Annotated in this window: 20 protein-coding genes; 8 read left to right on the top strand and 12 right to left on the bottom strand. The window is 70.9% G+C overall.

Features of this window, described 5'->3' with window-relative positions; genetic code table 11:
- Positions 1-93: 93 nt before the first annotated feature.
- Positions 94-2,880 carry an esterase-like activity of phytase family protein gene (locus tag ABWO84_RS08515; RefSeq protein WP_353114089.1) on the top strand — a complete coding sequence of 929 codons (2,787 nt, stop codon included), beginning with the start codon at positions 94-96 and terminating at the stop codon, positions 2,878-2,880.
- 70 nt (positions 2,881-2,950) lie between these two features.
- Here ABWO84_RS08515 and ABWO84_RS08510 read toward each other — a convergent pair whose 3' ends face one another.
- Together ABWO84_RS08510 and ABWO84_RS08505 are read right to left on the bottom strand one after the other, a co-directional pair.
- On the bottom strand, positions 2,951-4,348 hold the full coding sequence (locus tag ABWO84_RS08510) for a class II 3-deoxy-7-phosphoheptulonate synthase (RefSeq protein ID WP_353114088.1): 1,398 nt from the start codon (positions 4,346-4,348) through the stop codon (positions 2,951-2,953).
- Between the two features lie 61 nt (positions 4,349-4,409).
- The gene (locus ABWO84_RS08505; RefSeq protein ID WP_353114087.1) at positions 4,410-5,099 is read right to left on the bottom strand and encodes a lysophospholipid acyltransferase family protein; all 690 of its coding nucleotides are present in this window, start codon (positions 5,097-5,099) and stop codon (positions 4,410-4,412) included.
- 158 nt (positions 5,100-5,257) lie between these two features.
- Here ABWO84_RS08505 and ABWO84_RS08500 point away from each other — a divergent pair, with 158 nt between their 5' ends.
- Positions 5,258-7,084 carry an AMP-dependent synthetase/ligase gene (locus tag ABWO84_RS08500; RefSeq protein ID WP_353114086.1) on the top strand — a complete coding sequence of 609 codons (1,827 nt, stop codon included), beginning with the start codon at positions 5,258-5,260 and terminating at the stop codon, positions 7,082-7,084.
- 67 nt (positions 7,085-7,151) lie between these two features.
- On the opposite strand, the gene def is transcribed toward ABWO84_RS08500, so the two are convergent.
- The 3 genes from def to ABWO84_RS08485 are packed head-to-tail and all read right to left on the bottom strand — an operon-like array spanning position 7,152 to position 13,171.
- Positions 7,152-7,643, bottom strand: coding sequence for a peptide deformylase (gene def / locus ABWO84_RS08495; RefSeq protein WP_353114085.1), 492 nt, complete (start codon positions 7,641-7,643; stop codon positions 7,152-7,154).
- Positions 7,640-9,721, bottom strand: a complete 2,082-nt coding sequence (locus ABWO84_RS08490) for a MinD/ParA family ATP-binding protein (RefSeq protein WP_353114084.1) — start codon at positions 9,719-9,721, stop codon at positions 7,640-7,642. The genes def and ABWO84_RS08490 overlap by 4 nt, the downstream gene beginning before the upstream one ends.
- 42 nt (positions 9,722-9,763) lie before the next feature.
- The gene (locus ABWO84_RS08485; protein WP_353114083.1) at positions 9,764-13,171 is read right to left on the bottom strand and encodes a pyruvate carboxylase; all 3,408 of its coding nucleotides are present in this window, start codon (positions 13,169-13,171) and stop codon (positions 9,764-9,766) included.
- Positions 13,172-13,257: 86 nt separating this feature from the next.
- Between ABWO84_RS08485 and ABWO84_RS08480 the strand changes: the two genes are divergently transcribed.
- Positions 13,258-14,070, top strand: coding sequence for a ParA family protein (locus ABWO84_RS08480; RefSeq protein WP_353114082.1), 813 nt, complete (start codon positions 13,258-13,260; stop codon positions 14,068-14,070).
- A 119-nt stretch (positions 14,071-14,189) separates the two neighbouring features.
- Here ABWO84_RS08480 and ABWO84_RS08475 read toward each other — a convergent pair whose 3' ends face one another.
- From ABWO84_RS08475 to ABWO84_RS08465, 3 genes are all read right to left on the bottom strand, one after another.
- Positions 14,190-14,735, bottom strand: a complete 546-nt coding sequence (locus ABWO84_RS08475) for a MerR family transcriptional regulator (RefSeq protein WP_353114081.1) — start codon at positions 14,733-14,735, stop codon at positions 14,190-14,192.
- A 100-nt stretch (positions 14,736-14,835) separates the two neighbouring features.
- Positions 14,836-15,513 (bottom strand): transcriptional regulator FtsR, encoded by a 678-nt coding sequence (ftsR, locus tag ABWO84_RS08470; protein WP_353114080.1) that lies wholly within the window; start codon positions 15,511-15,513, stop codon positions 14,836-14,838.
- Positions 15,513-15,995, bottom strand: coding sequence for an FHA domain-containing protein (locus tag ABWO84_RS08465; RefSeq protein WP_353114079.1), 483 nt, complete (start codon positions 15,993-15,995; stop codon positions 15,513-15,515). The genes ftsR and ABWO84_RS08465 overlap by 1 nt, the downstream gene beginning before the upstream one ends.
- A 128-nt stretch (positions 15,996-16,123) precedes the next feature.
- On the opposite strand from ABWO84_RS08465, the gene ABWO84_RS08460 reads away from it, so the two are divergent.
- Both ABWO84_RS08460 and lpdA read left to right on the top strand, forming a co-directional pair.
- Positions 16,124-16,747 (top strand): copper resistance CopC family protein, encoded by a 624-nt coding sequence (locus ABWO84_RS08460; RefSeq protein WP_353114078.1) that lies wholly within the window; start codon positions 16,124-16,126, stop codon positions 16,745-16,747.
- 9 nt (positions 16,748-16,756) lie between these two features.
- Positions 16,757-18,154, top strand: coding sequence for a dihydrolipoyl dehydrogenase (gene lpdA, locus ABWO84_RS08455; protein WP_353114077.1), 1,398 nt, complete (start codon positions 16,757-16,759; stop codon positions 18,152-18,154).
- 57 nt (positions 18,155-18,211) lie between these two features.
- Here the strand turns inward: lpdA and ABWO84_RS08450 are convergent, their stop codons facing one another.
- Genes ABWO84_RS08450 through ABWO84_RS08435 form a run of 4 tightly spaced genes read right to left on the bottom strand, consistent with a single transcriptional unit; the run spans position 18,212 to position 19,910 of the window.
- Complete coding sequence (locus ABWO84_RS08450; protein ID WP_353114076.1) at positions 18,212-18,844, bottom strand: CYTH domain-containing protein; 633 nt, start codon at positions 18,842-18,844, stop codon at positions 18,212-18,214.
- Complete coding sequence (locus ABWO84_RS08445) at positions 18,844-19,059, bottom strand: response regulator (RefSeq protein WP_353114075.1); 216 nt, start codon at positions 19,057-19,059, stop codon at positions 18,844-18,846. The genes ABWO84_RS08450 and ABWO84_RS08445 overlap by 1 nt, the downstream gene beginning before the upstream one ends.
- A 32-nt stretch (positions 19,060-19,091) precedes the next feature.
- Entirely contained in the window at positions 19,092-19,568 is a 477-nt protein-coding gene (locus ABWO84_RS08440) for a prepilin peptidase (protein ID WP_353114074.1), read from the bottom strand.
- Between the two features lie 51 nt (positions 19,569-19,619).
- Positions 19,620-19,910: a DUF1905 domain-containing protein gene (locus tag ABWO84_RS08435; RefSeq protein WP_353114073.1), complete on the bottom strand. Its 291-nt coding sequence runs from the start codon at positions 19,908-19,910 to the stop codon at positions 19,620-19,622.
- A 103-nt stretch (positions 19,911-20,013) separates the two neighbouring features.
- Between ABWO84_RS08435 and imuA' the strand changes: the two genes are divergently transcribed.
- The 3 genes from imuA' to ABWO84_RS08420 are packed head-to-tail and all read left to right on the top strand — an operon-like array spanning position 20,014 to position 25,825.
- A complete protein-coding gene (gene imuA', locus ABWO84_RS08430) occupies positions 20,014-20,760 on the top strand; it encodes a DnaE2-dependent mutagenesis accessory factor ImuA' (RefSeq protein ID WP_353114072.1) in 747 nt (248 codons plus the stop codon).
- Entirely contained in the window at positions 20,757-22,367 is a 1,611-nt protein-coding gene (locus ABWO84_RS08425) for a DNA polymerase Y family protein (RefSeq protein WP_353114071.1), read from the top strand. Before imuA' ends, ABWO84_RS08425 begins: the two co-directional genes overlap by 4 nt.
- A complete protein-coding gene (locus ABWO84_RS08420; protein WP_353114070.1) occupies positions 22,367-25,825 on the top strand; it encodes an error-prone DNA polymerase in 3,459 nt (1,152 codons plus the stop codon). The genes ABWO84_RS08425 and ABWO84_RS08420 overlap by 1 nt, the downstream gene beginning before the upstream one ends.
- Positions 25,826-25,858: the final 33 nt, after the last annotated feature.

Here is a 25,858-nt window from a genome sequence, read left to right as displayed (position 1 = left end):
CGCCGGGTCGGCGAGACTTCACCGGATCGGCACGCGGGCTTCTCCGGCGCTCAGCAGTCTGGCGGTGTCACCCGCCGCCGATCTGGAGCCTCCATGCCCTCTCGACCCTCCCCGCTGCGCACGGCGATCCCCGTCGCGCTGACCGCCTGTCTCCTCGTGGGCGCGGCCGGCGCCGGCGCCGCGCCGTCCTCTGCTCAGGCCGCCGCCCAGGCGCCCTCGTTCTCGCGTGCCGCGACCTATCCGGTGTACCTCAACGTCCCCGCGGGGGTCGATCCCTCGCTGCCGACGGTGTCGGAGATCTCCACGATCACCGACGACGGCACCGTGATCTACACCGACGCCCTCGGAAAGCGCGTCGGCTTCCTCGACGTCACCGACCCGAAGGCGCCGAAGGGGATGGGGACCGTCTCGCTCGCCGATCTCGGCCACGCCGACGACCAGCCGACATCGGTCGCCGCCTACGGCGACTTCGTGCTCGTGGTCGTCGACGAGACCGGGGGTGAGTTCACCGCGCCGAAGGGCCGCCTCGACGTGCTGCGCGCCTCCGACCGCTCCCTGGTGCGCTCGATCGATCTCCAGGGCCAGCCCGACTCGATCGCCATCTCCCCCGACGGCGCTTATGCGGCGATCGCGATCGAGAACCAGCGCGACGAGGAGTTCCCCCCAGCGGGCGGGAAGAAGGGCGACCTCCCTCAGCTCCCGGGCGGCTTCGTCCAGGTGATCGCCCTGGGCGCCGACCCCGCGGCGTGGACGGCGATACCGGTCTCCCTCCTCGACGACGCCGGAGCCCCTCTGCCGATCGTCGCCGCCGCAGGCCTCGACACCCCGCAGGATCCCGAGCCCGAGTACGTCACGATCGACGCGAAGAACCGCCTGGCCGTGACCCTCCAGGAGAACAACGGCGTCGCGGTGATCGACCTGCCCACGCGTGAGATCCTCTCGGTCTTCGGGACCGGATCCGTCGCGGTCGACGGGATCGACGTCAAGAAGGACGGGAAGATCGACCTCACGGGCTCGATCCCCGCCACGCCGCGCGAACCCGATGCGATCGCTTGGGTCGGCGACGGCCTGGTCGCCACCGCCAACGAGGGAGACTGGAAGGGCGGCACGCGGGGCTGGACGGTGTTCGACGCGCTGACCGGCGAGGTGGCGTGGGACGCCGGGAACACCTTCGCCAACCTCGCGGTGCAGTATGGACTGCACAACGAGGACCGCGCCGCGAAGAAGGGCGCGGAGCCCGAGGGGCTCGCCTTCGCGAAGTTCGGCGACACCCCCTACGCCTTCGTCGCGAGCGAGCGGTCGAACTTCGTCGCCGTCTACGACATGACCGACCCGAGGAAGCCCGCCTTCCGCCAGGTGCTGTTCACCACCAACGGCCCTGAGGGCATCCTGCCGGTCCCCGAGCGCAACCTGCTGATCGTCTCGAGCGAGACCGACGACGCGCCCAAGGGGGTCCGCGCCGCCGTCAACGTCTTCTCCTTCGGCACCGGGACGACCGGACAGCCGAGCATCGTCTCCGACGTCGTCGGCGGTCACCCGATCGGATGGTCGGCGCTCGGCGCCCTCTCGGGCGACCCGGCCGATGCGTCGACGCTGTACGCGGCCAGCGACTCCGCGCTCTCCCCTGCGACGATCTACTCGGTCGACGTGTCCGCCGAGCCGGCGCGAATCACCTCCTCCTTCGCCGTGACAGAGGACGGCGCCCCCGCCGACCTCGACGTCGAGGGGATCGCCGCCGCGGCGGACGGAACCTTCTGGCTCGCCGTCGAGGGCGCGACCGGAGAAGGGAACGTCGTCGTCCACGCCGATGCCTCCGGAGCGGTACTGAAGCGGTACCCGCTGCCGGCCGAGGTGGCGGCCCATGTCGGGAAGTGGGGCTTCGAGGGCATCACGCTCACGGGCGCCGGCGCCGACCTGCAGGTCTACACCGTGCTGCAGCGACCGCTCTGGAACGACCCCGCCGATCTCGCGAAGGGCACGGTCGACGGCGAGGACGTCACCCGGATCGGCCGCCTGGACCCGGCGTCCGGGCAGTGGCGCTGGTACGGATATCGTCTGGAGGGCACCTCGGTCGCGGGCGACTGGATGGGCCTCTCCGAGATCACCGCGATCGGCGACGGGACGTTCGCGATCGTCGAGCGCGACAAGCTGAACGGCCCGGCGGCGGCGGTCAAGCGGGTCACCCGCGTCGACATCCCCTCCGACGACACCGGCGCGGTGTTCGGCGAGCCGCTGAAGGTGCTCGAGAAGAAGACCGCGATCGATGTGCTCCCCGCGCTGCGCACCACCGCGGGATGGACGCAGGAGAAGCTCGAGGGCTTCGCCAAGGCGGCCGATGGGCGGCTCTACGCCGTCACCGACAACGACGGGTTGAAGGACGCCACCGGCGAGACCGTCTTTCTCCGTCTCGGGGATGCCGCGCAGGTGTTCCCGGGAACCGAGACCCCCGCGACGCCGACTCTGAAGGCGTCCTCGACGACCGTCCGGGCGGGCGCGAACCTCACGCTCACCGGCACCGGCTTCCCGGCCGGCGCCGAGGTCCAGTTCACGCTGCACAGCACGCCCGTCGCGCTCGGGACGGCGAAGGCGGATGCCTCCGGCATCGTCTCACTGACCGCGACCGTCCCCTCTGCGACGACCGCGGGAGCGCACGAGATCGTCGGAGAGGCGGGCGACGCTTCCGCCCGCGTGTCGATCACCGTGACCGCGGGGAACGGTCCGGGCGACGGCGACGGCGGGCCGTCGGACGGCGGCCCCTCCGACGGCGGCGACCTGGCGACGACCGGCGGTGACAATGCCTGGCTGCTCCCCGTGGGGATCGGCGCGGGTGTGCTCCTCCTCATCGGGGCCGGGCTGCTGCTCGCCCGACGCCGCTCCTGACCGCGGACAGGGGAAGGGCGCGCCTCCGTGGAGGCGCGCCCTTCCCCTGCAGGTCATCCGGGGACCGGACTCAGCGCTTCTCAAGCTCCTCCGCCACGAGGAAGGCGAGCTCCAGCGACTGCATGTGGTTCAGCCGCGGATCGCACAGGCTCTCGTAGCGGGTCGCGAGGCCCTCTTCGTCGATCTGCTCGGAGCCGCCGAGGCATTCGGTCACGTCGTCGCCGGTGAGCTCGACGTGGATGCCGCCGGGGAACGTGCCGATGGCGCGGTGCGCCTCGAAGAAACCGCGCACCTCGTCGATGACGTCGTCGAACCGGCGGGTCTTGTAGCCGGTCGCGGAGGTGATCCCGTTCCCGTGCATCGGGTCGGTGACCCACAGCGGCGTCGCGCCCGACTCCTTGACGGCCTCGAGCAGCGGCGGAAGCGCGTCGCGGATCTTCCCCGCCCCCATCCGCGTGATGAAGGTGAGGCGTCCCGGCTCCCGCTCCGGATCGAGCTTGTCGATCAGCGCGAGCGCGGTCTCGGGCGTGGTGGTCGGCCCGAGCTTGACGCCGATGGGGTTGCGGATCTTGGAGAAGTAGTCGACGTGTGCCCCGTCCAGCTCACGCGTGCGCTCACCGATCCACAGGAAGTGCGCCGAGGTGTTGTACGGCGTGCCGGTGCGGGAGTCGATCCTCGTCATCGGGCGCTCGTAGTCCATCAGCAGCCCCTCGTGGCCGGTGAAGAACTCCACTCGCTTGAGCTCGTCGAAGTCGGCACCGGCCGCCTCCATGAACTTGATCGCACGGTCGATCTCCGCGGCCATACGCTCGTAGCGCTGGTTGGCGGGGTTCTTCGCGAAGCCCTGGTTCCACGAGTGCACCTCGCGGAGGTCGGCGAAACCGCCCTGGGTGAACGCCCGGATGAGGTTCAGCGTCGACGAGGCGGTGTGGTACCCCTGCAGCAGGCGTCCCGGATCGGCACGGCGAGATCCCTCGGTGAAGTCGTAGCCGTTCACGATGTCGCCGCGGTAGGCGGGCAGGGTGACGTCGCCCCGGGTCTCGGTGTCGCTCGAGCGCGGCTTGGCGAACTGCCCGGCCATCCGCCCCATCTTCACGACGGGCATGGAGGCGCCGTAGGTGAGGACGACGGCCATCTGCAGCACGGTCTTGATGCGGTTGCGGATCTGGTCGGCGGTCGCCCCGGCGAAGGTCTCGGCACAGTCCCCTCCCTGCAGCAGGAAGGCGTTGCCGGAGGCCGCGCGCGCCAGCCTCTCGCGAAGGTTGTCCACCTCGCCGGCGAACACCAGCGGCGGCAGCCCGGAGATCTGACCGGAGACCTCGGCGACCCGCTCGGAGTCTGACCACTGCGGCTGCTGCTTGATCGGCAGCGTGCGCCACTCGTCGAGCTTCCGCAGGTCATAGGCGCCGGGCGCCGTGGTCACGGGATCGGAGGCCTGGTGTTCCGGTGCGGAGAGCGGCTGTGGCATCCCCCCAGCTTAGTCGGCGGCGCATGCGCCCCGGGCCTCCGTGACGGGCCCAGCGCCGCGGTCAGCGGGTGCGCACCGGCATGCGGTCCTTGACCGTCGACGCGTACACGTCGTCGTACTGCTGGGCCCCGAGGCGCTGCAACGCGACCATGATCTCGTCGGTGACGGACCGCAGGATGTAGCGGTCGTTCTCCATCCCGGCGTAGCGGGAGAAATCCAGGGGCTCGCCGATCACGATGCCGACCCTCATCACCCGGGGGATGCGCTGGCCGATCGGCATCGCCGTGTCGGTGTCGACCATGATCACCGGGATGACGGGCACCTTCGCCTCGAGCGCCATCCGCGCGATGCCCGTGCGTCCGCGGTAGAGCTTGCCATCGGGGCTGCGCGTCCCCTCCGGGTAGATCCCGAGCAGGTCACCGCCGCCGAGCACCTGCAGGCCGGTGTTGAGGGACGCCTCGGAGGCCTTCCCGCCGGAGCGGTCGATCGGCAGCTGGCCGGTGGCCTTCATGAAGGTCTTCGTCGCCCAGCCCTTGATCCCGCGGCCGGTGAAGTAGTCGCTCTTCGCGAGGAACGACATCTTCCTGTCGATCATGAGCGGCAGGAAGATCGAGTCGGCGAACGAGAGATGGTTGCTCGCGAGGATGGCAGCGCCGGACACCGGGACGTTGTCGAGCCCCACGATCCAGGGTCGGAAGATCGCCTTGATCAGCGGCCCGATCACGACGTACTTCATCAGCCAGTAGAACATCGCCAGAAGTCTAGCCGCCGTGCGCCCGCCGCGCGGGCATGCATCGCCGCGCCCTCCGACGCGAGCATGAGACCGCTACCGAGTCCCACTTTCCACGCGACTGAATCCCATGACGTAGACTCGGTGCAACCAGTCCGACAGGTACCGAAGGAGCTGCCGTGGTTCAGTTCGAAGTCCCCGCGATCGTCCCCGCCGACCCCGAGGCGAACGTCACGGATCTGCTGGAGAAGCGGGTGGAGGCCACCCCGAACCTCGCGCTGTTCTCGGTGCCAGACGGGGCGGGCTGGCGGGACATCTCCGCGACGGACTTCCGCACGGCGGTGATCGCCCTCGCGAAGGGCTTCGTCGCCGCGGGCATCCAGCCCGGCGAGAAGGTCGGGTTCATCGCACGCACCACCTACGAGTGGACGCTCGTCGACTTCGCGCTGTTCTATGCGGGCGCCGTGATGGTGCCGGTCTACGAGACCAGCTCCCCCTCCCAGATCCAGTGGATCATGGAGGATTCCGGCGCGATCGCACTCATCGTCGAGTCCGCCGACCACTTCACCCGCGTCGACGAGGTGCGCAGCGAGCTGCCCCTGGTCCGCGAGGTGTGGCAGCTGCATCTGGGCGCGATCGATGCGCTGACCGCGCAGGGCGCCGGCGTTGACGACGCCGAGATCGAGCGCCGCCGGTCGCTCGCACGCGGTGAGGACATCGCGACCCTCATCTACACCTCGGGCTCGACCGGGCGTCCCAAGGGGTGCGTGCTCATGCACAGCAACTTCGTCGAGCTGGCCCGCAACGCGGCGAAGTCGCTCGACACCGTGGTCACGACGCCGGGCGCCTCGACCGTGCTGTTCATCACGACGGCGCACGTCTTCGCCCGCTTCATCTCCATCCTCGACATCCATGCGGGGGTCCGCACCGGGCACCAGCCCGACACGAAGCAGCTGCTGCCCGCGCTCGGCTCGTTCAAGCCGACCTTCCTGCTCGCGGTCCCCCGTGTGTTCGAGAAGGTCTACAACTCGGCCGAGCAGAAGGCCGAGGCCGGCGGCAAGGGCAAGATCTTCCGCTCGGCGGCGGCGGTCGCCATTGAGTACTCGAAGCTGCAGGAGAAGGGCGGGAAGATCCCCTTCGGCCTCAAGACCAAGTTCTGGCTGTTCGACAAGCTCGTCTACGGCAAGCTCCGCGAGGCGATGGGCGGCAACGTCGTCTACGCGATCTCGGGGTCGGCGCCGCTCGGGGAACGCCTCGGTCACTTCTTCCACAGCCTCGGCGTGGTGATCCTCGAGGGCTACGGCCTGACCGAGACCACCGCCCCCGCGACGGTGAACCTCGCCGACAAGTCGAAGATCGGCACGGTCGGCCCCGCGCTCCCGGGCGTCGGCGTCCGCCTCGCCGACGACGGCGAGATCGAGGTGCGCGGCATCAACGTCTTCAAGGAGTACTGGAACAACCCCGAGGCGACCGAGGCCGCATTCGACGACGGCTGGTTCCGCACGGGCGACCTGGGCTCCTTCGACGCGGAGGGCTTCCTCACGATCACCGGTCGCAAGAAGGAGATCATCGTGACCGCCGGCGGCAAGAACGTCGCACCGGCCGGTCTCGAGGACCCGATCCGCGCCAACCCGATCGTCGGACAGGTCGTCGTGGTCGGCGATCAGAAGCCGTTCATCTCGGCGCTGGTCACCCTCGACCCGGAGATGCTCCCCTCCTGGCTGGCGAACAATTCGCTGCCCGCCGACATGTCCCTCGCCGACGCCGCGAACAACGACGCGGTGCGCGCCGAGGTGCAGCGCGCCGTCGATCGGGCCAACAAGACGGTCTCCCGCGCCGAGTCGATCCGCAAGTTCACGATCCTGCCGGTGGAGTGGACCGAGGCGAGCGGACACCTCACCCCGAAGCTCTCGATCAAGCGCAATGAGATCCTGAAGGACTTCGCGGGCGAGATCGAGAAGATCTACAACGAGCCGGTGCAGACCACCAACGTCTCGATCGGCTGACTCCGGTCCGAACGGGGAGAAGGCCCGCACTCCGGTGCGGGCCTTCTCCCCGTCTCAGCGGACGGCGTCAGAACCAGGAGCTCTCCCGGACCTCTCGCATAGCGACCTTGCGCGTCTCGGGAGCCAGCCGCGAGAGGTACACCTTGCCGTCGAGATGATCGGTCTCGTGCTGGAGCGCCTGCGCGAGCAGCCCCTCGCCCTCGAGGACGACGGGCTTCCCGTCGAGGTCGATGCCCTCGACCCGGGCCCACGGGTGGCGGAGCGCATCGTGCCAGAGCCCGGGGACGGAGAGGCATCCCTCCCCCGTCGGCACCGGCTCGCCGCGCACCTCGGTGAGCACGGGGTTGAGCACATAGCCGATGTCGCCGTCGATGTTGTAGCTGAACGCGCGCAGCGCGACACCGATCTGCGGGGCGGCGACACCGGCCCGGCCGGGCAGCGCGACCGAGTCGATCAGATCGGCGACGAGCGCACGCACGCCGTCATCGATCTCCTCGATCGGCGCGCAGACCGTGCGCAGCACCGGGTCGCCGTACAGACGGATCTCGCGGGCGGTCATCGGACCGCCTTCGTGCGCAGTCCCTCGACCAGATGGGCGGCGAGCTCGCGCGCCGCCCGACGGGTTTCCGGGGCCAGGCTGGCGAAGTCGATCGCGCCGCCGCCGGCGATCTGGGCGTCGTAGGGCACCCGCACGACATGACGCACCCGGGTCGTGAAGTGGGCCTCGAGCTCGTTCAAGCGCACGAGAGGCGTGCCGGGCGTCGACTGGTTGAGCACGACGATCGCGTCGCGCGCCTTCTCGGCGAACCCGTTGGTCTCCAGCCACGTGATCGTCTCGGACGCCAGCCGGGCCTCGTCGACGCTGAGCCCCGAGACGATGACCAGCTGGTCGGCGAGATCGAGGGTCGCCCCCATCACCTCGTGGACGATGCCCGTGCCGGTGTCGGTGAGCACCAGGGAGTAGTAGTGCGCGGCGACGGCGGCCACGTCGCGGTACCCCTCCTCGCCGAACGCGTCGGCGACCCGGGGATCGGAGTCGGATGCCAGCACATCGAGCCTGGTGTGGTCGCGTGCGACCAGTGCGGAGATGTCGTGGTAGCCGCGGATGTCGTCCTTCGCCTTGGCGAGATCACGCACCGACTTGCCGTGCGCCCCCACGATCCGGTCGGCGAGGGTGCCGCGGTCGGGGTTGGCGTCCACCGCGATGACACGGTCGTCCCGCGCGTCGGCGAGAGCCATGCCCAGAAGGGCCGTCACCGCGGTCTTGCCGACGCCGCCCTTGCGGGACAGCACCGGGACGAACCGCGCGGTTCCGGCCAGCGGAGCCGAGATGCGTCCGGTCAGCTCCTTGCGAGCCTTGGCCTGCTTGCCGTCGCCGATGTTGATGCGCCGCCCGGAGATCGTGTACAGGAAGTGCGACCACGCGCCCTCGGGCTCGGGCTTCGCGATGCGGCTGGGATCGAGCAGGCGGTCGGCGGTGAGCAGGTCGGCGCTCTCGCGCGACGCCTCGCGCGAGGTCTCGCCGAGCCTCTTCGAGGTGAGCGTCACCTCGGCGGCGGGCTGTGGTCGGATGGGCTCGCGCGGTGCGACCGCGGTCTCCTCATTCATCACGTCGGTCTCCTTCTCGGCTTGCGACGCCGATGCGGCCTTCCGGGGCTCCGGCGTTCCGGCGCTCTCGGGTCGCGCACTGCGATCCTCCTGCGGCGCGGGCGTCGGGTTCGTGGTGTCGTCCTTCTGCGGGACGGATGTCGTGCGTGCGGCACGATCCGTCCGCGCCGGGGACTCCTCGCGCGGAGGATCGTGCTTCTGCACCGTGGGCTCCAGACGGGAGGAACGCTCCTCCCGTCCGACGGCCTCGCCCTGAGAGGGACGGGAAGGGGCGAGGCGGACGCGCTCCACCCGCTCCGGGCTCGCGGGACGGGCGGCGCCGGCCACCGGCACCTCCGCCGGGGCGGCCGCCTGCGGAGCGGTCGTCTCCTCCACCGCTGCGGGTTCCTCGACCGGACGCTTCACCTGCGGCGACGTCTCCGCGATGGGCTCCGCCGCGGAGACGGGCGCCGGGGCGGCCGCCCTCTCCGGAGCGATCTTCTTCCCGGCGGGCTTCCGCGGCTTCTTCTTCGCCCCGGCCGGCTTCGGCACGGGCTCCCCTGCAGCGGATGCGGAGGGCTCCGTCTTGGACGGCCGTGTCTCCGCAGCGGTCGCAGCCGGCAGCTCTTCGACGGTGACGATGTCCTCGACGTCGGAGGGCTCGGCGGATGCGGCCTCGGCCTCCTCCTCCACGACCTCGGCGACGATCGTCTCCGGCTCCGGCTCGGACTCCGTCTCCGGCTCGGACTCCGGCGTCTGCGCGATGGGCGCCGCGAGATCCGCCGGCAGCTCGATCACGATGCTGTCGTGGTTCAGACGCTGGACCGTCTCGTGATCCGCGAGCCCCGAGGTGTCGAGGAGCAGCTCCGGGGCGATCTCATCGCCCACGACCTCGTCATCCCCGAGGTCGTCCTCATCCGCGGCCGGGAGGGCGACGGTCACCTGGGCCGTCGCCCCCACCAGACCGATGGCGTCGTCGAGCGATGCGGCGTCGTCGAGGACGCCGAGGGTATCGTCGCCCCCCTGGTCGGGATTGTTCTTCGGCGTCATGGTCCACTCCAAGCTTGTGCGGGCGTATTCGCCCGCACAAGATTAGTGGGCCGGGCTGATGACGACCAAAAGATCACCGGCGTCGACCTGCTGCGTCGCGCTGATCGCGAGCCGTTCGATCACGCCGTCGACGGGGGCGGTGATGGCCGCCTCCATCTTCATCGCCTCGATGGATGCGACCGGTTCGCCGGCGCGGACGGCATCACCGACCTCGGCCTTCAGCGTCACCACGCCGGAGAACGGCGCAGCCACCTGACCGGGCTTGGAGGTGTCGGCCTTCTCGACCTCGTGGGCGTCGACCGCGATCGATCGATCGCGCACCGCGACCGGCCGGAGCTGACCGTTGAGCGTCGTCATCACCGTGCGCATGCCCCGGTCGTCCGCGTCGCCGATGGCTTCGAGGCCGACGTAGAGCTGCACGCCGCGGTCGATCTCCACCAGGTGCTCCTGCCCCGGGACCAGCCCGTACAGGTAGTCGCCGGTGTCGAGCACGGACAGATCCCCGTACTGCTCACGCGTCTGCGTGTACTCGCGGGTCGGCGCGGGGAAGAGCAGCTGGTTGAGGCGGTCACGGCGGGTGGCGCTGTCACCGGCAAGGGCCTGCTCGTCCTCGACGCTGATCTCGTTCAGCGTCGGGCGCACCGCGCGGCCGGCGAGCACCTTGGTGCGGAACGGCTCCGGCCATCCCCCGGGGAGGTCGCCCAGCTCGCCGGCCATGAAGCCGACGACGGAGTCGGGCACGTCGTACTTGCCGGGGTTCTCCTCGAAGTCTGCCGGGTCGGCCTTCACCGCTGCGAGGTGCAGCGCGAGGTCGCCGACCACCTTCGACGAGGGCGTCACCTTCGGCACGCGCCCGAGGATCGCGTTCGCGGCGGCATACATGTCCTCGATGAGTTCGAAGTCGTCGGCGAGGCCGAGCGCCTTCGCCTGCTGGCGGAGGTTCGAGAGCTGCCCGCCCGGGATCTCGTGGTGGTACACGCGGCCGGTGGGGCCGGGAAGGCCCGACTCGAACGGTGCGTACTGGTTGCGCACCGCTTCCCAGTACGGCTCGAGATCGGAGACGCCGTCCAGATCGATCCCGCTGTCCCGGTCGGTGTGCGCGAGCGCCGCGACCAGCGCGGAGAGCGACGGCTGGCTGGTGGTCCCGGAGAGGGGCGCGGAGGCCGCGTCCACCGCGTCGACGCCTGCTGCCGACGCGGCGAGCAGAGTGGCCAGCTGGCCGCCGGCGGTGTCGTGCGTGTGCAGATGCACCGGGACGTCGAAGCGCTCCCGCAGCGCCGTCACGAGCTTCGCCGCCGCAGCGGGGCGCAGCAGACCCGCCATGTCCTTGATCGCGAGCACGTGCGCGCCCGCCGACACGATCTGCTCCGCGAGGCGCAGGTAGTAGTCGAGCGTGTACAGGTCCTCCGCAGGGTTCAGCAGGTCGCCCGTGTAGCACAGCGCCACCTCGGCGACCGAGGAACCGGTCGCGCGGACCGCGTCGATCGCCGGGCGCATCTGCTCGACGTCGTTGAGCGCGTCGAAGATGCGGAAGATGTCCACGCCCGACGAGGCCGCCTCCTGCACGAAGGCGTCCGTGACCGCGGTCGGGTACGGCGTGTACCCCACCGTGTTGCGTCCGCGCAGCAGCATCTGGATGGCGATGTTCGGCAGGGCCGTGCGCAGCTTGTCCAGACGCTCCCAGGGGTCTTCCCCGAGGAACCGCAGCGCGACGTCGTAGGTCGCACCGCCCCAGGCCTCGACCGAGAGGAGGCCGGGCGTGAGCCGTGCGAGGTACGGCGCGGCCGCGGCGAGGTCGCGCGTCCGGACGCGGGTCGCGAGAAGCGACTGGTGCGCGTCACGGAACGTGGTGTCGGTGATCGCCAGCGCCTTCTGCTCGCGCAGGGCGCGGGCGAAGCCCTCCGGGCCGAGCTCGAGGAGCCTCTGACGGGATCCCGCGACGGGCTCGGCGGAGAGGTCGATCGCCGGGAGCTTGGTGCGCGGGTCGGCATGACCCGGGTTCGCGCCGTGCGGCTGGTTGACCGTGACGTCGACGAGCCAGTTGAGGATCTTCGTGCCGCGGTCCTTCGAGACGCGCCCGCGCAGCAGCTCGGGGCGCTCGTCGATGAAGGAGGTGCTGATGTCGCCGGCGACGAAGGCGGGGTCCTCGAGCAGCGCCTGGAGGAACGGGATGTTGGTCGAGACGCCACGGATGCGGAACTCGGCCAGCGCCCGACGCGCGCGGGAGACGGCCGCCCGGAAGTCGCGGCCGCGACAGGTGAGCTTCGACAGCATCGAGTCGAAGTGCGGGCTGATCTGCGCCCCCTGGTGCACGGTTCCGCCGTCGAGGCGGATGCCGGCGCCGCCGGGAGAGCGGTAGGTCGTGATCTTGCCGGTGTCCGGGCGGAAGCCCTGCGTGGGGTCCTCCGTGGTGATCCGGCACTGCAGCGCGGCTCCCCGCAGGTGGATGTCCTGCTGCTCGAGCCCGAGGTCGGCGAGGGAGGCGCCTGCGGCGATGCGGATCTGCGACTGCACGAGGTCGACGTCGGTGACCTCCTCGGTCACCGTGTGCTCGACCTGGATGCGCGGGTTCATCTCGATGAACACGACCTCGCCGGTGCGCTCCCCCGCGGTCTCGAGGAGGAACTCCACGGTGCCGGCGTTCACGTAGCCGATCGACCGCGCGAAGGCGACCGCGTAGCGGTGCAGGTCCTGACGTGTGCCCTCGTCGAGGTTCGGCGCGGGGGCGATCTCCACGACCTTCTGGTGGCGGCGCTGCACCGAGCAGTCGCGCTCGAACAGGTGCACGGTCTCCCCCGACGCGTCCGCGAGGATCTGCACCTCGATGTGACGGGGACGGACGACCGCCTGCTCCAGGAACATCCGCGGGTCGCCGAAGGCGCTCTGCGCCTCACGCATCGCCTCGGCGAGGGCGGGGGCGAGCTCCCCCTTGGTCTCGACGCGCCGCATCCCTCGCCCGCCGCCGCCGGCGACGGCCTTGGCGAACAGCGGGAACCCGATCTCCTCGGACTGCGCGACGAGTGCGTCCACGTCGTCGGAGGCTTCGGTGGAGCGGAGCACCGGCACGCCGGCCTCGATCGCGTGGCGCTTGGCCTCGACCTTGTTGCCCGCCATCTCGAGCACGCGGGCCGGAGGGCCGATGAACGCGATGCCCGCGGCGGCGGCCTTCTCCGCCAGCTCGGGGTTCTCGGAGAGGAAGCCGTAGCCGGGGTAGATCGCATCGGCGCCGGACTCGACGGCGACCCGGATGATCTCGTCGACGTCCAGGTAGGCGCGCACCGGATGGCCGCGCTCGCCGATCATGTAGGCCTCGTCGGCCTTGAGCCGGTGCACCGAGCCGCGATCCTCATGCGGGAACACGGCGACAGTGCGCGCCCCCACCTCGAATGCGGCACGGAAAGCGCGGATGGCGATCTCGCCTCGGTTGGCGACCAGGATCTTCTGGAACATGCACACCTCTGGATCAGTGCGCGCGAATCGCACGCACGAGCGGGGCTGAGTGTTCCCCCAGACTAGGGCACGGTAACGTGGTGTCTGTGCACGTACTCAGCGTCAGCTCCCTCAAAGGCGGTGTCGGCAAGACGACCGTGACCCTCGGTCTCGCGTCTGCGGCCTTCGCCCGCGGCATCCGGACCCTCGTCGTCGACCTCGACCCCCAGTCCGACGTCTCGACCGGGATGGACATCCAGATCGCCGGCCGCCTGAACGTCGCCGACGTCCTCGCCAATCCCAAGGAGAAGGTCGTCCGTCAGGCGATCACCACCAGCGGGTGGGCGAAGGTGCATCCCGGCACGATCGACGTGCTCATCGGCAGCCCGTCGGCGATCAACTTCGACGGCCCGCACCCGAGCGTCCGCGACGTGTGGAAGCTCGAGGAGGCCCTCGCGACCGTGGAGGCCGACTACGACCTCGTGCTGATCGACTGCGCCCCGTCGCTGAACGCGCTGACCCGCACCGCCTGGGCTGCCAGCGACCGCGTGATGGTCGTCACCGAGCCGGGACTGTTCTCCGTCGCCGCGGCCGACCGCGCGCTGCGCGCCATCGAGGAGATCCGCCGCGGACTCTCCCCCCGCCTGCAGCCCCTCGGCATCGTGGTGAACCGCGTGCGCCCGCAGTCCATCGAGCACCAGTTCCGCATCAAGGAGCTCCGAGACATGTTCGGCCCGCTGGTCCTCTCGCCCCAGCTTCCCGAGCGCACGTCGCTGCAGCAGGCGCAGGGCGCGGCGAAGCCCCTGCACATCTGGCCCGGCGACTCCGCGCAGGAGCTGGCGGCCGACTTCGACCAGCTGCTCGACCGCATCATCCGCACCGGTCGCGTGCCCGTCCCCGAAGCCGGCCCGCAGGCGTAAGCAGCGCGTTCGAACCGCTGCACCCGCTCGACGGCCAGGCCCACGCCTCGTCCGACTCGTCGAGCAGGGATCCTGGTCGTCGAGCGGGACCGCGCAGTCGAAACGCGCCGGCGCCGCCGTCAGGCCGTGCGCTGGGAGCGACGCGCCGCGAGCTCGTCGACAGGGTCGGGCGCGGTCGGATCGAACTCGACGAGGGTGGACTCCACCTCTCGCAGCACCTTTCCGACGGCGATCCCGAACACGCCCTGACCGCGGCTGACCAGGTCGATCACCTCGTCGTTCGACGTGCAGAGGTAGACCGAGGCGCCGTCGCTCATCAGCGTGGTGCCGGCGAGATCGCGGATGCCCGCAGCCCGCAGCTGCTCCACCGCGACGCGGATCTGCTGCAGGGAGATGCCCGTGTCGAGCAGGCGCTTGACGAGTTTGAGCACCAGGATGTCGCGGAAGCCGTAGAGACGCTGCGAACCGGAGCCGCTCGCGCCGCGGACCGTCGGGACGACCAGCTCGGTGCGTGCCCAGTAGTCCAGCTGACGGTACGTGATCCCCGCTGCGCGCGCAGCCACCGCACCGCGGTAGCCGACCTCGTCGTCCATGGCGGGGAGGCCGTCGGTGAAGAGGAGTTCGGTCACGAACCGCGGGTCGCCTGCGAGCTCATCCGCATTCATATTCCATCCTCCCTGAGGGCCGTTACCTCAACGGTAGAGCAGCACCCCGACACCGGCAATGACATCCGACCCACCGCGAAGGTGTGTCGCAACCTGTTCGTTACGAAACGAGTCTCGCGAGCGCGGAGGCCACCAGCAGACTGCGCACCTCGTCGATCCGCGCGGCCAGCTCCGGAGCCAGTTCGCCGGCCCGTCCGCGCGATGCCGCGTCCGTCCGGCGCAGCAGTGTCGCCAGCGCCGACTCGATCAGCGCCACCTCCCGTTCGGCGCCCTGACGGAGCGAACGGAGGTGCCGCGGCTCGATGCCGTGGCGATCGAGGGCCACGAGGCTGCGCAGCAGCGCGACGCTCTGGTCGGTGTAGGTCTCGGCGGCGGCCACCAGGCCGGTGCTGATCGCGTCGTTGAGCAGCTGCGGAGCCGCACCGGAGGCGGAGAGGAGCTCATCGCGACGATAGCGGCGCGCCTGCGGAGCGATCGACGGCGGCGCGACGACCGTGCGCGGATCGGCGGCGTCGTCGAGCTGCTCCCGGATCACGTCGAGCGGCAGGTAGTGGTCGCGCTGCAGCGTGAGCGCGGTGCGCAGGCGATCGACGTCGGCGGCCGAGAACTTGCGGTAGCCGGACTCCGTCCGCGACGGGGTGACGATGCCGCGCCCTTCGAGGAAGCGGAGCTTGCTGGCTGTGACCTCGGGGAAGTCCGGTGTCAGCCTGGCCAGGACCTGGCCGATGCTCAGCAGGCCCGAGGGCGCGGAGCGCTCCCGGGCCGATGCGGCCGCCATCAGTCGTTCGCCGCCGCGAGGTCGACCGGTGAGGCGAAGAAGTTCAGGCGGAACTTGCCGATGCGCAGCTCGTAGCCGTTCTGCAGCACGCTGCGGTCGACCCTCTCGCCGTTGACGTAGGTGCCGTTCAGCGAGCGCTGGTCGATGATCTCGAACGCCGCGCCGGATCGGGTGATCTCGGCGTGCCGGCGGGAGACGGTCACATCGTCGAAGAAGATGTCCGCCTCGGGGTGGCGCCCGACGGTGGTGACGTCGGTGTCGAGGAGGTAGCGCGCACCGGCAAGGGCGCCGGAACGGACCAGCAGCAGGGCGGAGCCCGACGGAAGGGCCGCGATCGCGGACTGCTCAGCCTCGGTCAGTTCGTGCCCGAACGGCACGAACGAGAGATCGGACTCATGCCCGAAGGTCTGCGTCACGTCGTGGCGCTGCTCGCCGCTGCGGTGGATCGCGTCGTCGCCGAATCGGCTCTCGCTGTCTGTCACGGGTGGCCCTCCTTGGCCTTCAAGCCTAACCGATGCGAGCGGCCGCCAGCGAGGGTCCGGCCCGGATCCGCCGCACGGGAAGCGTTGCGTAGGCTGGAGGTGTGCAGACGTCAACGCTCCCCCGAAGAATGCCTCTGTTCATCCTCCTCGCCGCCGTGCTGGCCGCCGTCTTCTGCCTGATGGCGCCGCAGCCCGCATCGGCCCACGACGAGATCGTCGGCACCGACCCGGCGGCCGACTCCTCGGTCGAGACGCTCCCCGCGCAGATGACCTTCACGTTCAGCGGGGACCTGCTCGACGCGGAGGGGACCGCCCAGGTGCAGGTCACCGACCCCTCCGGCAAGGTCGTCACCGACGGTGCGCCCCTCGTCGAAGGGCCCGTCGTCACGCAGAAGCTCACCGAGGGCGGCCCCGCGGGCGTCTACCGCGTGGCGTGGAAGGTGGTCTCCGGAGACGGGCACCCGATCGCCGGAGAGCTCTCGTTCACGGTGACCACCGGCACCGAACCCACCCCCGATCCGACGACCGCGCCGACCACGGAGCCCACCCGGGCCGCGACCGCCCCGCCCGTCACCACGGCGCCGACGTCGCAGCCGGCGGACGGCGGCTCGCCGTCGCCGTGGCTGTGGGTGCTGATCGCAGCCGGCGCCCTCGTGATCGCGGCGATCATCGTCTGGCTGGTGGCGCTGAGCCGCCGGAAGAGCGCCGGCGAAGGCGCTGCGCCCGACTCCGCAGGCCCCACCGAACGATAGGCTGGAACCATGCCACATTACGATGTCGTCATCCTCGGCGCGGGCCCTGGCGGATACGTCGCCGCCGTCCGCAGCGCCCAGCTCGGACTGTCCACCGCCATCATCGAGGAGAAGTACTGGGGCGGTGTCTGCCTCAACGTCGGCTGCATCCCCTCGAAGGCCCTCCTGAAGAACGCCGAGCTGGCTCACACCCTGAACCACAAGGCCGACTTCTTCGGCATCTCGGGCGACTTCACGCTCGACTTCGGCAAGGCCTGGGACCGCTCGCGCGACGTCGCGGACGGCCGCGTCAAGGGCATCCACTTCCTGATGAAGAAGAACAAGGTCGTCGAGTACGACGGCCGCGGCACCTTCACCGGCCCGAAGTCGATCTCCGTCGCGAAGTCGGACGGGACGACCGAAGAGGTGACCTACGACAACGTCATCATCGCCACCGGATCGACGGTGCGCCTGCTGCCCGGAGTGCAGCTCAGCGACAACGTCGTCACCTTCGAGGAGCAGATCCTCTCGCGCGACCTCCCCTCGTCGATCGTCATCGTCGGCGCCGGGGCCATCGGCATGGAGTTCGCCTACGTGCTGACGAACTACGGCGTGAAGGTCACCATCATCGAGTTCCTCGACCGCGCCCTCCCCAACGAGGACGCCGACGTGTCGAAGGAGATCACCAAGCAGTACAAGAACTACGGCGTCGACATCCTCACCTCCACCAAGGTCGAGACCGTCGTCGACAACGGCTCGTCGGTGACCGTCACCTACACCGGCAAGGACGGCGTCCAGGCCTCGATCGAGGCCGACAAGGTGCTCATGTCGGTCGGCTTCGCTCCCAACGTCTCCGGCTACGGCCTGGAGAACACCGGTGTGAAGCTCACCGAGCGCGGCGCCATCGACATCGACGACCACATGCGCACGAACGTCGAGGGCGTCTACGCCATCGGCGACGTGACCGCGAAGCTGCAGCTCGCCCATGTGGCCGAGGCGCAGGGTGTCGTCGCAGCCGAGACCATCGGCGGCGCCGAGACCATGACGCTGGGCGACTACCGCATGATGCCGCGCGCGACGTTCTGCTCGCCGCAGGTGGCCTCCTTCGGGCTCACCGAGCAGCAGGCCAAGGACGAGGGGCGCGAGATCAAGGTCGCGACCTTCCCGTTCATGGCCAACGGCAAGGCGCACGGCCTCGGCGAGCCGGTCGGCTTCGTCAAGCTGATCGCCGACGCCGAGCACCTCGAGCTCATCGGCGCCCACATGATCGGCCCGGACGTGTCCGAGCTGCTGCCGGAACTGACGCTGGCCCAGAAGTGGGACCTCACGGCGCTCGAGCTGGCCCGCAACGTGCACACGCACCCGACGCTGTCGGAGGCGCTGCAGGAGGGCTTCCACGGCCTCGCCGGACACATGATCAACTTCTGACGGGATACGCTCAGACGGGAGGGGCCCGGTGCGCATGCACCGGACCCCTCCCGTCTCTCAGTACCCGAGGGCGCGGGCGAGCTTCGAACCGGTGGACGGCTCGCGCGCACCGGCGGCGAAGATGGCGTGCTCCGCCCCGGCGAAGAAGACCAGACGTTCCTGGAGGCTCGAAGGCGCCGCGGGACCGAGCTCCAGCTCCCACTCCCGCCACTCGCGCTGGACGCCGGTGCGCAGGTCCGTCGCCCGCACGTGGTCGTCGACGAACTCGGCGACCACGCCGCCCACGCCGATCAGGTGATAGGCCACACGGGCGTTCTCGATGCGCGCGAGAGGGAAGAGCTCCTCCGTGGTCCAGGCGGAGATGACCTCCGCCACCGCCGCAGGGACCGCGTCGCCGTCGCCGAGCGGCCAGCCCAGCTCGACGCGCCCCTCCCCGGTGCGCGGACCCTTCACGTGCCAGCCCTCGTCGGAGCCGCCGGTGCGGCGGCGCAGCGCCACACCCGATCGGGCGAGCAGCATGTCCGCGGTGTCGAGATAGCGCGCATCGAGCTGACGGAGCTCGCCGGAGGTCACCCGGGCCACCCCGGGCGTCCCCTCCCAGACGGGGAGCGGCGTGTCCGGATCCACGTCGTACTTGCGCTCGATCTCGACGGCGCGCGTCGGTCCGGGTCCCTGTTCCCCCGCCGCCATCAGTCGTCGCTGGGGACGATGTCGTCGCTGGACTCGGTGAACCAGAAGCCCACCTCGGTCGGACCGTCGTGCGGCCCGGTGTGGGTCGGCGCCGTGCCGCGCCGGTAGATCACCTGGGTCGCGCCGTAGGGCACGATCAGGGAGTCCTGCTCGGTGTCGTCCAGGGGCAGGACCTGCCCGTCCAACGGGCCTCCGTGAAGTCGCGCGATTGCCATGTGCTCACCATAGCCGCATCCCCCGACCCCGGTCAGCCGACGGCGATGCCGAGCGCGGCCCCGGCGATCATCCACGGACCGAACGCGATGCGCGTCGTCCGGTCGGCGCGCTTCGCGGCCATCAGTACGAGCGCGTGTGTCGCTCCCAGCAGGAAGGCGGACGCTGCGCCGATCGCGAAGGCGCCCCAGCCGTGCCAGCCCAGGACCAGGCCGAGCACAGCCGACAGCTTCACGTCTCCCCCGCCCACCCCGTTCCGGCTCGCCGCGCGCATCGCCAGGTAGAAGGCGCAGAGCAGCGCCATCCCCAGCAGTGCCCGGATCGCGCGGGTCGCCTCCCCCGTGACGCCCCACTCGACGCCGACCAGCAGCACCAGCGCGGCGAGCGTCGGCAGCACGATGCGATTCGGCAGGCGATGCTCGCGGACATCGATCGCCACGAGCAGGAGGGCGACCGCGCCGAGGGCGAGGTGCACGAGGACCACGCCGAGATCATGGGGACCGGAGATCATCCCGGAAGGCTATGAGACCCCGGGGCCCGCCCGCGGCCGCCTGTGGACAACTCAGAGGTCGATGATCTCGAGCTCGACCTCGGCGATGTCCCCCTCGGCGAGCGACGCCGACTCCCGCACCTGCCTCTTCAGGGGCAGCAGATACCCCTCCGCGCCGGGGAAGATCGACGTGGTCCACCGTGTCGCGCCGATGCGCGCACGGACGCGGAGCGAGCCGAACCCCCGTGGTGGCGCCGGGAGCTCTCGGATGTCCTCGGAGAGCTCCTGCGGCATGGTCACGAAGAACCAGGACTCGACCCGCTTGTCCCAGCGCACGACGGGGGCGGAGAACTCGATCTGCATGTCCTCAGGCTATCCCCGGGCGGTCACGTGCGCCATGTCGGATGTCCGAACTACCATCCGAAGCGCACTTGAATTATTCGAATATCTCTTCGAGGATGGATGTATGGGGATCGGAACGCTCTCGCCCCTCTCCCTCGCCGATGAACGGGCGGGAGAGGTGCTGCGGCTGCGCCGCGAGATCGGCCGGATGCAGCGGCGGCGCAGCGAGGAGAGGCTGCTGCCCGTCCCGCCCGCGCTGGAGCCCGTCCTCCCCGGCGGCGGCCTGCTCGCCGGCGCCGTGTACTCGATCTCCCCCTCGCTCAGTCTGGTCTTCGCCCTGATGAGCGCCGCCTCGCATCGCGGATCGTGGTGCGCGGCGATCGGGATGCCGGACCTCGGGATCGAGGCCGCCGCCGCGACGGGGATCGATCTGAGCCGCCTCGTGCTCGTACCGGACCCCGGCCCGCGCTGGCTGGCCGTCGTGTCCGCGCTGGCCGAGATCGTGCCCCTCATCGCCGTGCACCCCTCCGCGCCTCCGCGCGACGCCGAGGCGGCCCGGCTCGCCGCCCGGCTGCGTGATCGGGGCAGCACCGTGCTCGCCACCTCCTCCTGGCCGCAGGGGGAGGGACTGATCAGCATCCACGATCCGCAGTGGGAGGGGATCGGCACCGGCTGGGGGCTGCTCTCCGACCGCCTCGTCACCGTGACGGCGCAGACCCGTACGCGCCCTCGACCTCAGAGCGTCCGCGTGCAGCTCCCCGGCCGGGGCGGCGGCGTCGATCAGGCCCCGGCGGCAGCGCTCCGCGATGCGGAGGCACCGGAGCAGGAAGGGCTCATCGCACTTCCCGCACGATGGGCGGAGGCGGGATGAACGGGACCACGAGGATGCATGTGCTGCGGTTCCCCGACTGGCCGCTGCGGGCGGCGCTCGGCACCCCGCCGCCGCACCCGCCCGCCGCCCTCGTGCGGCAGAACGTCGTCACCGCCTGCACGGCATCGGCGCGCGATTTGGGGGTGCGCATCGGTCAACGGCGGCGGCTCGCACAAGGCCGCGCGCCGATGCTGCGCATCCTCCCGCACGATCCCGCGCAGGACGAGCGGGCATTCATCCCCGTGCTGCGCCTCATCGAGGAGCACGCCCCCGGAGTGCTCCTGCTGCGCCCGGGAGCCGCCGCGCTGCGTTCGCGGGGGCTGTCGCGCTATCACGGCGGGGAGGCCGAGGCCGCGGAGGCCCTGCTCGCGATCCTCGCGGGCGCCGGCTACCCCGAGGCCGTGATCGGCGTGGCGGACGGCGCCTTCACCGCGGAGCTGGCTGCCGAGGGGGTGGGAGGCGCCCTTCCCCTCTCCGAGGCGCATTCCGGGCCGATGGAGGGGGCGGAGGAGAAGGAGACCACGCGCTGGCGGATCGTTCCGGCAGGGGGATCCGCCGCCTTCCTCTCCCCTGTCCCGGTGAGCTCCTTCGGCGACGACGAGCTCACCAGCCTGCTCGCGCGCCTCGGGGTGCGCACCCTCGGGGAGTTCGCCGCCCTCGGCGAGGAGGCCGTCCGCGATCGGTTCGGCGAGCACGGCGCCCGTCTGCACGCACTCGCCCGGGGTGCCGACTCCCGGCCACCCTCCCCACGGCCCCCCGATCCGGAACTGGTCCGCGAGGTGATGTTCGAGACGCCGCTCGGGCAGGCCGACCAGGTCGCCTTCGCCGTGCGTCGGACCGCCGATGCCGTGATGCTCGCACTCGCCGACGTCTCCGCCGTCTGCACCGAGGTGCGCATCGACCTCACCGACGACGACGGCCGCGTCTCCTCGCGCAGTTGGCTGCACCCGACCTGCTTCGAGGGCGCGGACATCGTCGACCGCGTGCGCTGGCAGCTCGAGGCCCTCGCCGCCGATTCCTCGACGGATGAGGGGGAGCACGATGCCGCGCACGACTTCCGGGGCGTCGTCGGAGTGCGCATCGCACCGGTCGCGATCGATGATGCCGCGCACCATCAGCCCGCCCTGTTCGGCCAGGCGAGCGATGAGCGCCTGCATCACGCCCTCTCCCGGGTGCAGACCATCGTCGGTCATCGCGGAGTGGTCACCGCCGCGGTGTCGGGGGGACGCTGGCTGGCCGACCGGCAGGTGCTCACCCCCTGGGGGGAGCGCCCGGTCGTGCCGCGCGACCCCTCCCGCCCCTGGCCCGGGAGCCTGCCCGGGCCGCACCCCGCCGAGGTTTTCGACCCGCCGCGGCCGATCCGGGTGCGCTCCGCCGACGCCCGGGCCGTCCTGGTCGATGAACGCGGAGAGCTCTCCGCCCCTCCCGCGTTCGTGGAGGACGCCGCCGTGGTCGGCTGGGCAGGGCCGTGGCCGGTGCAGGAGCACCGCTGGGACGCCGGCCGCGCCCGCACCGGACAGCGCTTCCAGCTCGTCGACGATCGTCAGCGGGCCTGGCTCGTCTGCCTCGCCGACGGCGAGTGGCATGCCGAAGGGAGGTACCGCTGATGGGCTGGCACAACCCCGGTATGCCGTGGAGCGAGCTGGAGCGCACGCTCAGCGGCCCGACCTCTCCCGTGTCCGAGCCCCCGTTCCGCCGCGAAGACCCCGGACCGCTGAGCCGGCACCGCGCCCCGGCGCAGCCGCCGAAGATCCTCCGTCCCGACGACGCCGTGCCCTATGCCGAGCTGCACGCCCACTCGTCGTACTCCTTCCTCGACGGGGCGTCCTCTCCGGACGACCTGCTCGCCGAGGCCGAGCGTCTGGGGCTCACCGCTCTGGCGATCACCGACCACGACGGCTTCTACGGCGCGGCGCGCTTCGCAGAGGCCGCGGAGCTCACCCGGGTGCAGACCGTGTTCGGCGCGGAGCTCTCGCTCGGCTGGTCGGATCTCGCCCCGACCCCGGCGCGGAGCGGCGCCCCCGATCCTGCCGGTGAGCACCTGCTGGTCCTCGCACGCGGGCTGGAGGGATACCACCGGCTGTCCTGGGCGATCACGCAGGCCCAGCTGCGCGGCGGGGAGAAGGGACGTCCGCTCTATGACATCGACGAGCTCGTCGCGGGCGCGGGAGGGCATTGGACGATCCTCACCGGCTGCAGGAAGGGCGCCGTGCGACGGGGCCTCGCCCGCGGCGACGCACGCACGCCGCTGCGACGCCTGATCGACCTGTTCGGCGCGGATCAGGTCGCCGTCGAGCTCATCGATCACGGCGATCCGCTCGACACGGGCCGCAATGACGCGCTCGCCGAGCTCGCCGCCGAGCTGCGTCTGCCGACGGTCGCGACCAACAACGTGCACTACGCCGCGCCCACGCGGGCCGGGCTGGCCGAAGCCGTCGCCGCGGTGCGCGCGACCGGCAGCATGGACGATCTCGACGGTTGGCTGCCGGCGCACGGGGCCGCGCATCTGCGCAGCGGTGAGGAGATGACCCGGCGCTTCCGGCGCTACCCCGGGGCCGTCGCGCAGAGCCTGCGGATCGCCGAGGACTGCGCCTTCCCGCTGCGGAGGGCCAAACCCGACCTGCCGCAGCTGGACATCCCCGGCGGGATTCCGCCGATGACGCATCTGCGGAACCTGGTATGGGCCGCCGTGCCCGTGAAGTACCCCCGGCTCGACGACAAGGGTCGATCCCGCATCGAGCGGGAGCTGAACGTCATCGAGGAGAAGGACTTCCCCGGCTACTTCCTCATCGTGCACGGCATCGTCACCGAGGCCCGTGACAGGGGCATCCTCTGCCAGGGGCGCGGCTCGGCCGCCGCGAGCGCGGTCTGCTACCTGCTGGGCATCACCGCCGTCGACCCCCTCCTCTACCGACTGCCCTTCGAGAGGTTCCTCGCCACCACCCGCAACGAGGAGCCGGACATCGACGTGGACTTCGACTCCAGCCGCCGGGAGGAGATCATCCAGTGGGTGTTCCGGGAGTACGGCCGAGGGCGTGCCGCCCAGGTGGCGAACGTCATCCAGTACCGTCCGAAGAACGCCGTGCGCGACATGGCCCGAGCCCTCGGGCACTCCCCCGGCCAGCAGGACGCCTGGTCGAAGCAGGTCGACGGCTGGAGCGCGGGGATCGAGGCGGCGGAGGGGAACGACATCCCCGAGGACGTGCTCGTCTACGCCGAGGAGCTGCTGAAGGCCCCACGGCACCTCGGCATCCACTCCGGCGGCATGGTGCTCACTGCGCGGCCCGTCGGCGAGGTCGTCCCCGTCGAGCATGCGCGCATGGCGAATCGCACGGTCATCCAATGGGACAAGGACGACGCGGCCTGGATGGGACTGGTCAAGTTCGATCTGCTGGGGCTCGGGATGCTGGCCGCGCTTCGACACTGCTTCGACCTCATCGCGGAGGCCACCGGCGAGACCTGGCAGCTCGACACCATCCCGAAGGAGGAGCCCGCGGTATACGACATGCTCTGCCGCGCCGATTCGATCGGGGTGTTCCAGGTGGAGTCGCGCGCGCAGATGGGACTGCTCCCGCGCCTGCAGCCCCGCGGTTTCTACGAGCTCGCCGTGCAGATCGCGCTGATCAGGCCGGGGCCGATCCAAGGCGGAGCCGTGCACCCCTTCGTGCGACGCAAGGTCGAGAAGGACCGGATCGCGAAGGCCAACCGGGAGCGTGCCGCCCGGGGCGAGCCCGCGGACGAGCAGCAGGAGATCCCCTACGCGCATCCGGACCTGAAGCCGGTGCTGGAGCGGACGCTCGGGATCCCCGTGTTCCAGGAGCAGCTGATCCAGATGGCCTCGGTGCTCGGAGACTGCACCGCCGATGAAGCCGACCTGCTGCGGAGGGCGATGGGGTCGAAGCGCGGGCTGGAGAAGATCGACCGCATCCGCGAGTCGCTGTACGCCGGGATGCGGCGCCATGGTCTGGACGAGGAGACCGCCGACCGCATCTACGCCCAGATCCAGGCGTTCTCGAACTTCGGCTTCGCGGAGTCGCACTCGCTGTCGTTCGCTCTGCTCGTGTACGCCAGCTCCTGGCTCAAGCTGCACTATCCGGCGGCGTTCCTCGCCGGGCTCCTCCGTTCGCAGCCGATGGGCTTCTACTCGGCGTCGACGCTGACCTCCGACGCCCGCCGGCACGGGGTGGAGGTCCTCCGCCCCGACCTGCACCGTTCCGGGGCGACCGAGACCCTCGAGAGGATCGCCGACGGCGAGGCGGCCACCGGAGCGGACACCTGCCTGTCCCCTCAACAGCCGCCCTCGGGCGTCTTCGATCGCTCCGCTCCGGACGAGTCCGCCGCGCATCGGAGGGACGGCCGGTTCGCGGTGCGGCTCGGCCTCGCCGGTGTCCGCGGCATCGGCGAGGCCATGGCGAAGAGGATCGTGGCCGCGCGGGAGCAGGACGGTCCCTTCCGCGACCTCCCCGATCTCGTGCGCCGGACGGATGCCACGACCGCCCAGCTCGAGGCGCTGGCCACCGCCGGAGCGTTCGACTGCCTGGGGGTGAGCCGACGCGAGGCCATCTGGCTGGCCGGCTCCGCGGCGGAGGATCGCGCCCGCTATCTGCCCGGAACCGCGATCGCCGTGCAGCCTCCGCTGTTCTCGGACCAGACCAGCTACGAACGCCTCGCGGCCGATCTCTGGGCCACCGGCGTCTCGATCGACGACCATCCGATGGCGCACTTCCGCGGCACGCTGCGCGAACGCGGTGTGCTGAGCGCCGACCAGCTGCGCACGCATGAGACCGGGCGCCGCATCGAGGTCGCCGGGCTGGTCACCCACCGGCAGCGACCGGCGACGGCGAGCGGCATCACCTTTCTGAATCTCGAGGACGAGCACGGGCTCGTCAACGTGATCTGCTCGGCCGGCGTCTGGGGACGATACCGGCGCGTCGCCCGCGACTCCCCCGCGCTCATCGTCCGCGGCATCCTGGAGAGATCCGCGGAGGGCGTGGCGAACGTGCTCGCCGATGCGTTCGAGGATCTGCGCACCGGCCTGGCCCACCGCTCCCGGGACTTCCGCTGACCATACGACCGGCGACCGGCGACCGGCCCGGGA

Source organism: Microbacterium sp. (genome assembly GCF_040394595.1).
GTDB lineage: Bacteria > Actinomycetota > Actinomycetes > Actinomycetales > Microbacteriaceae > Microbacterium.
This window is presented reverse-complemented; position numbering and strand designations above follow the sequence as displayed.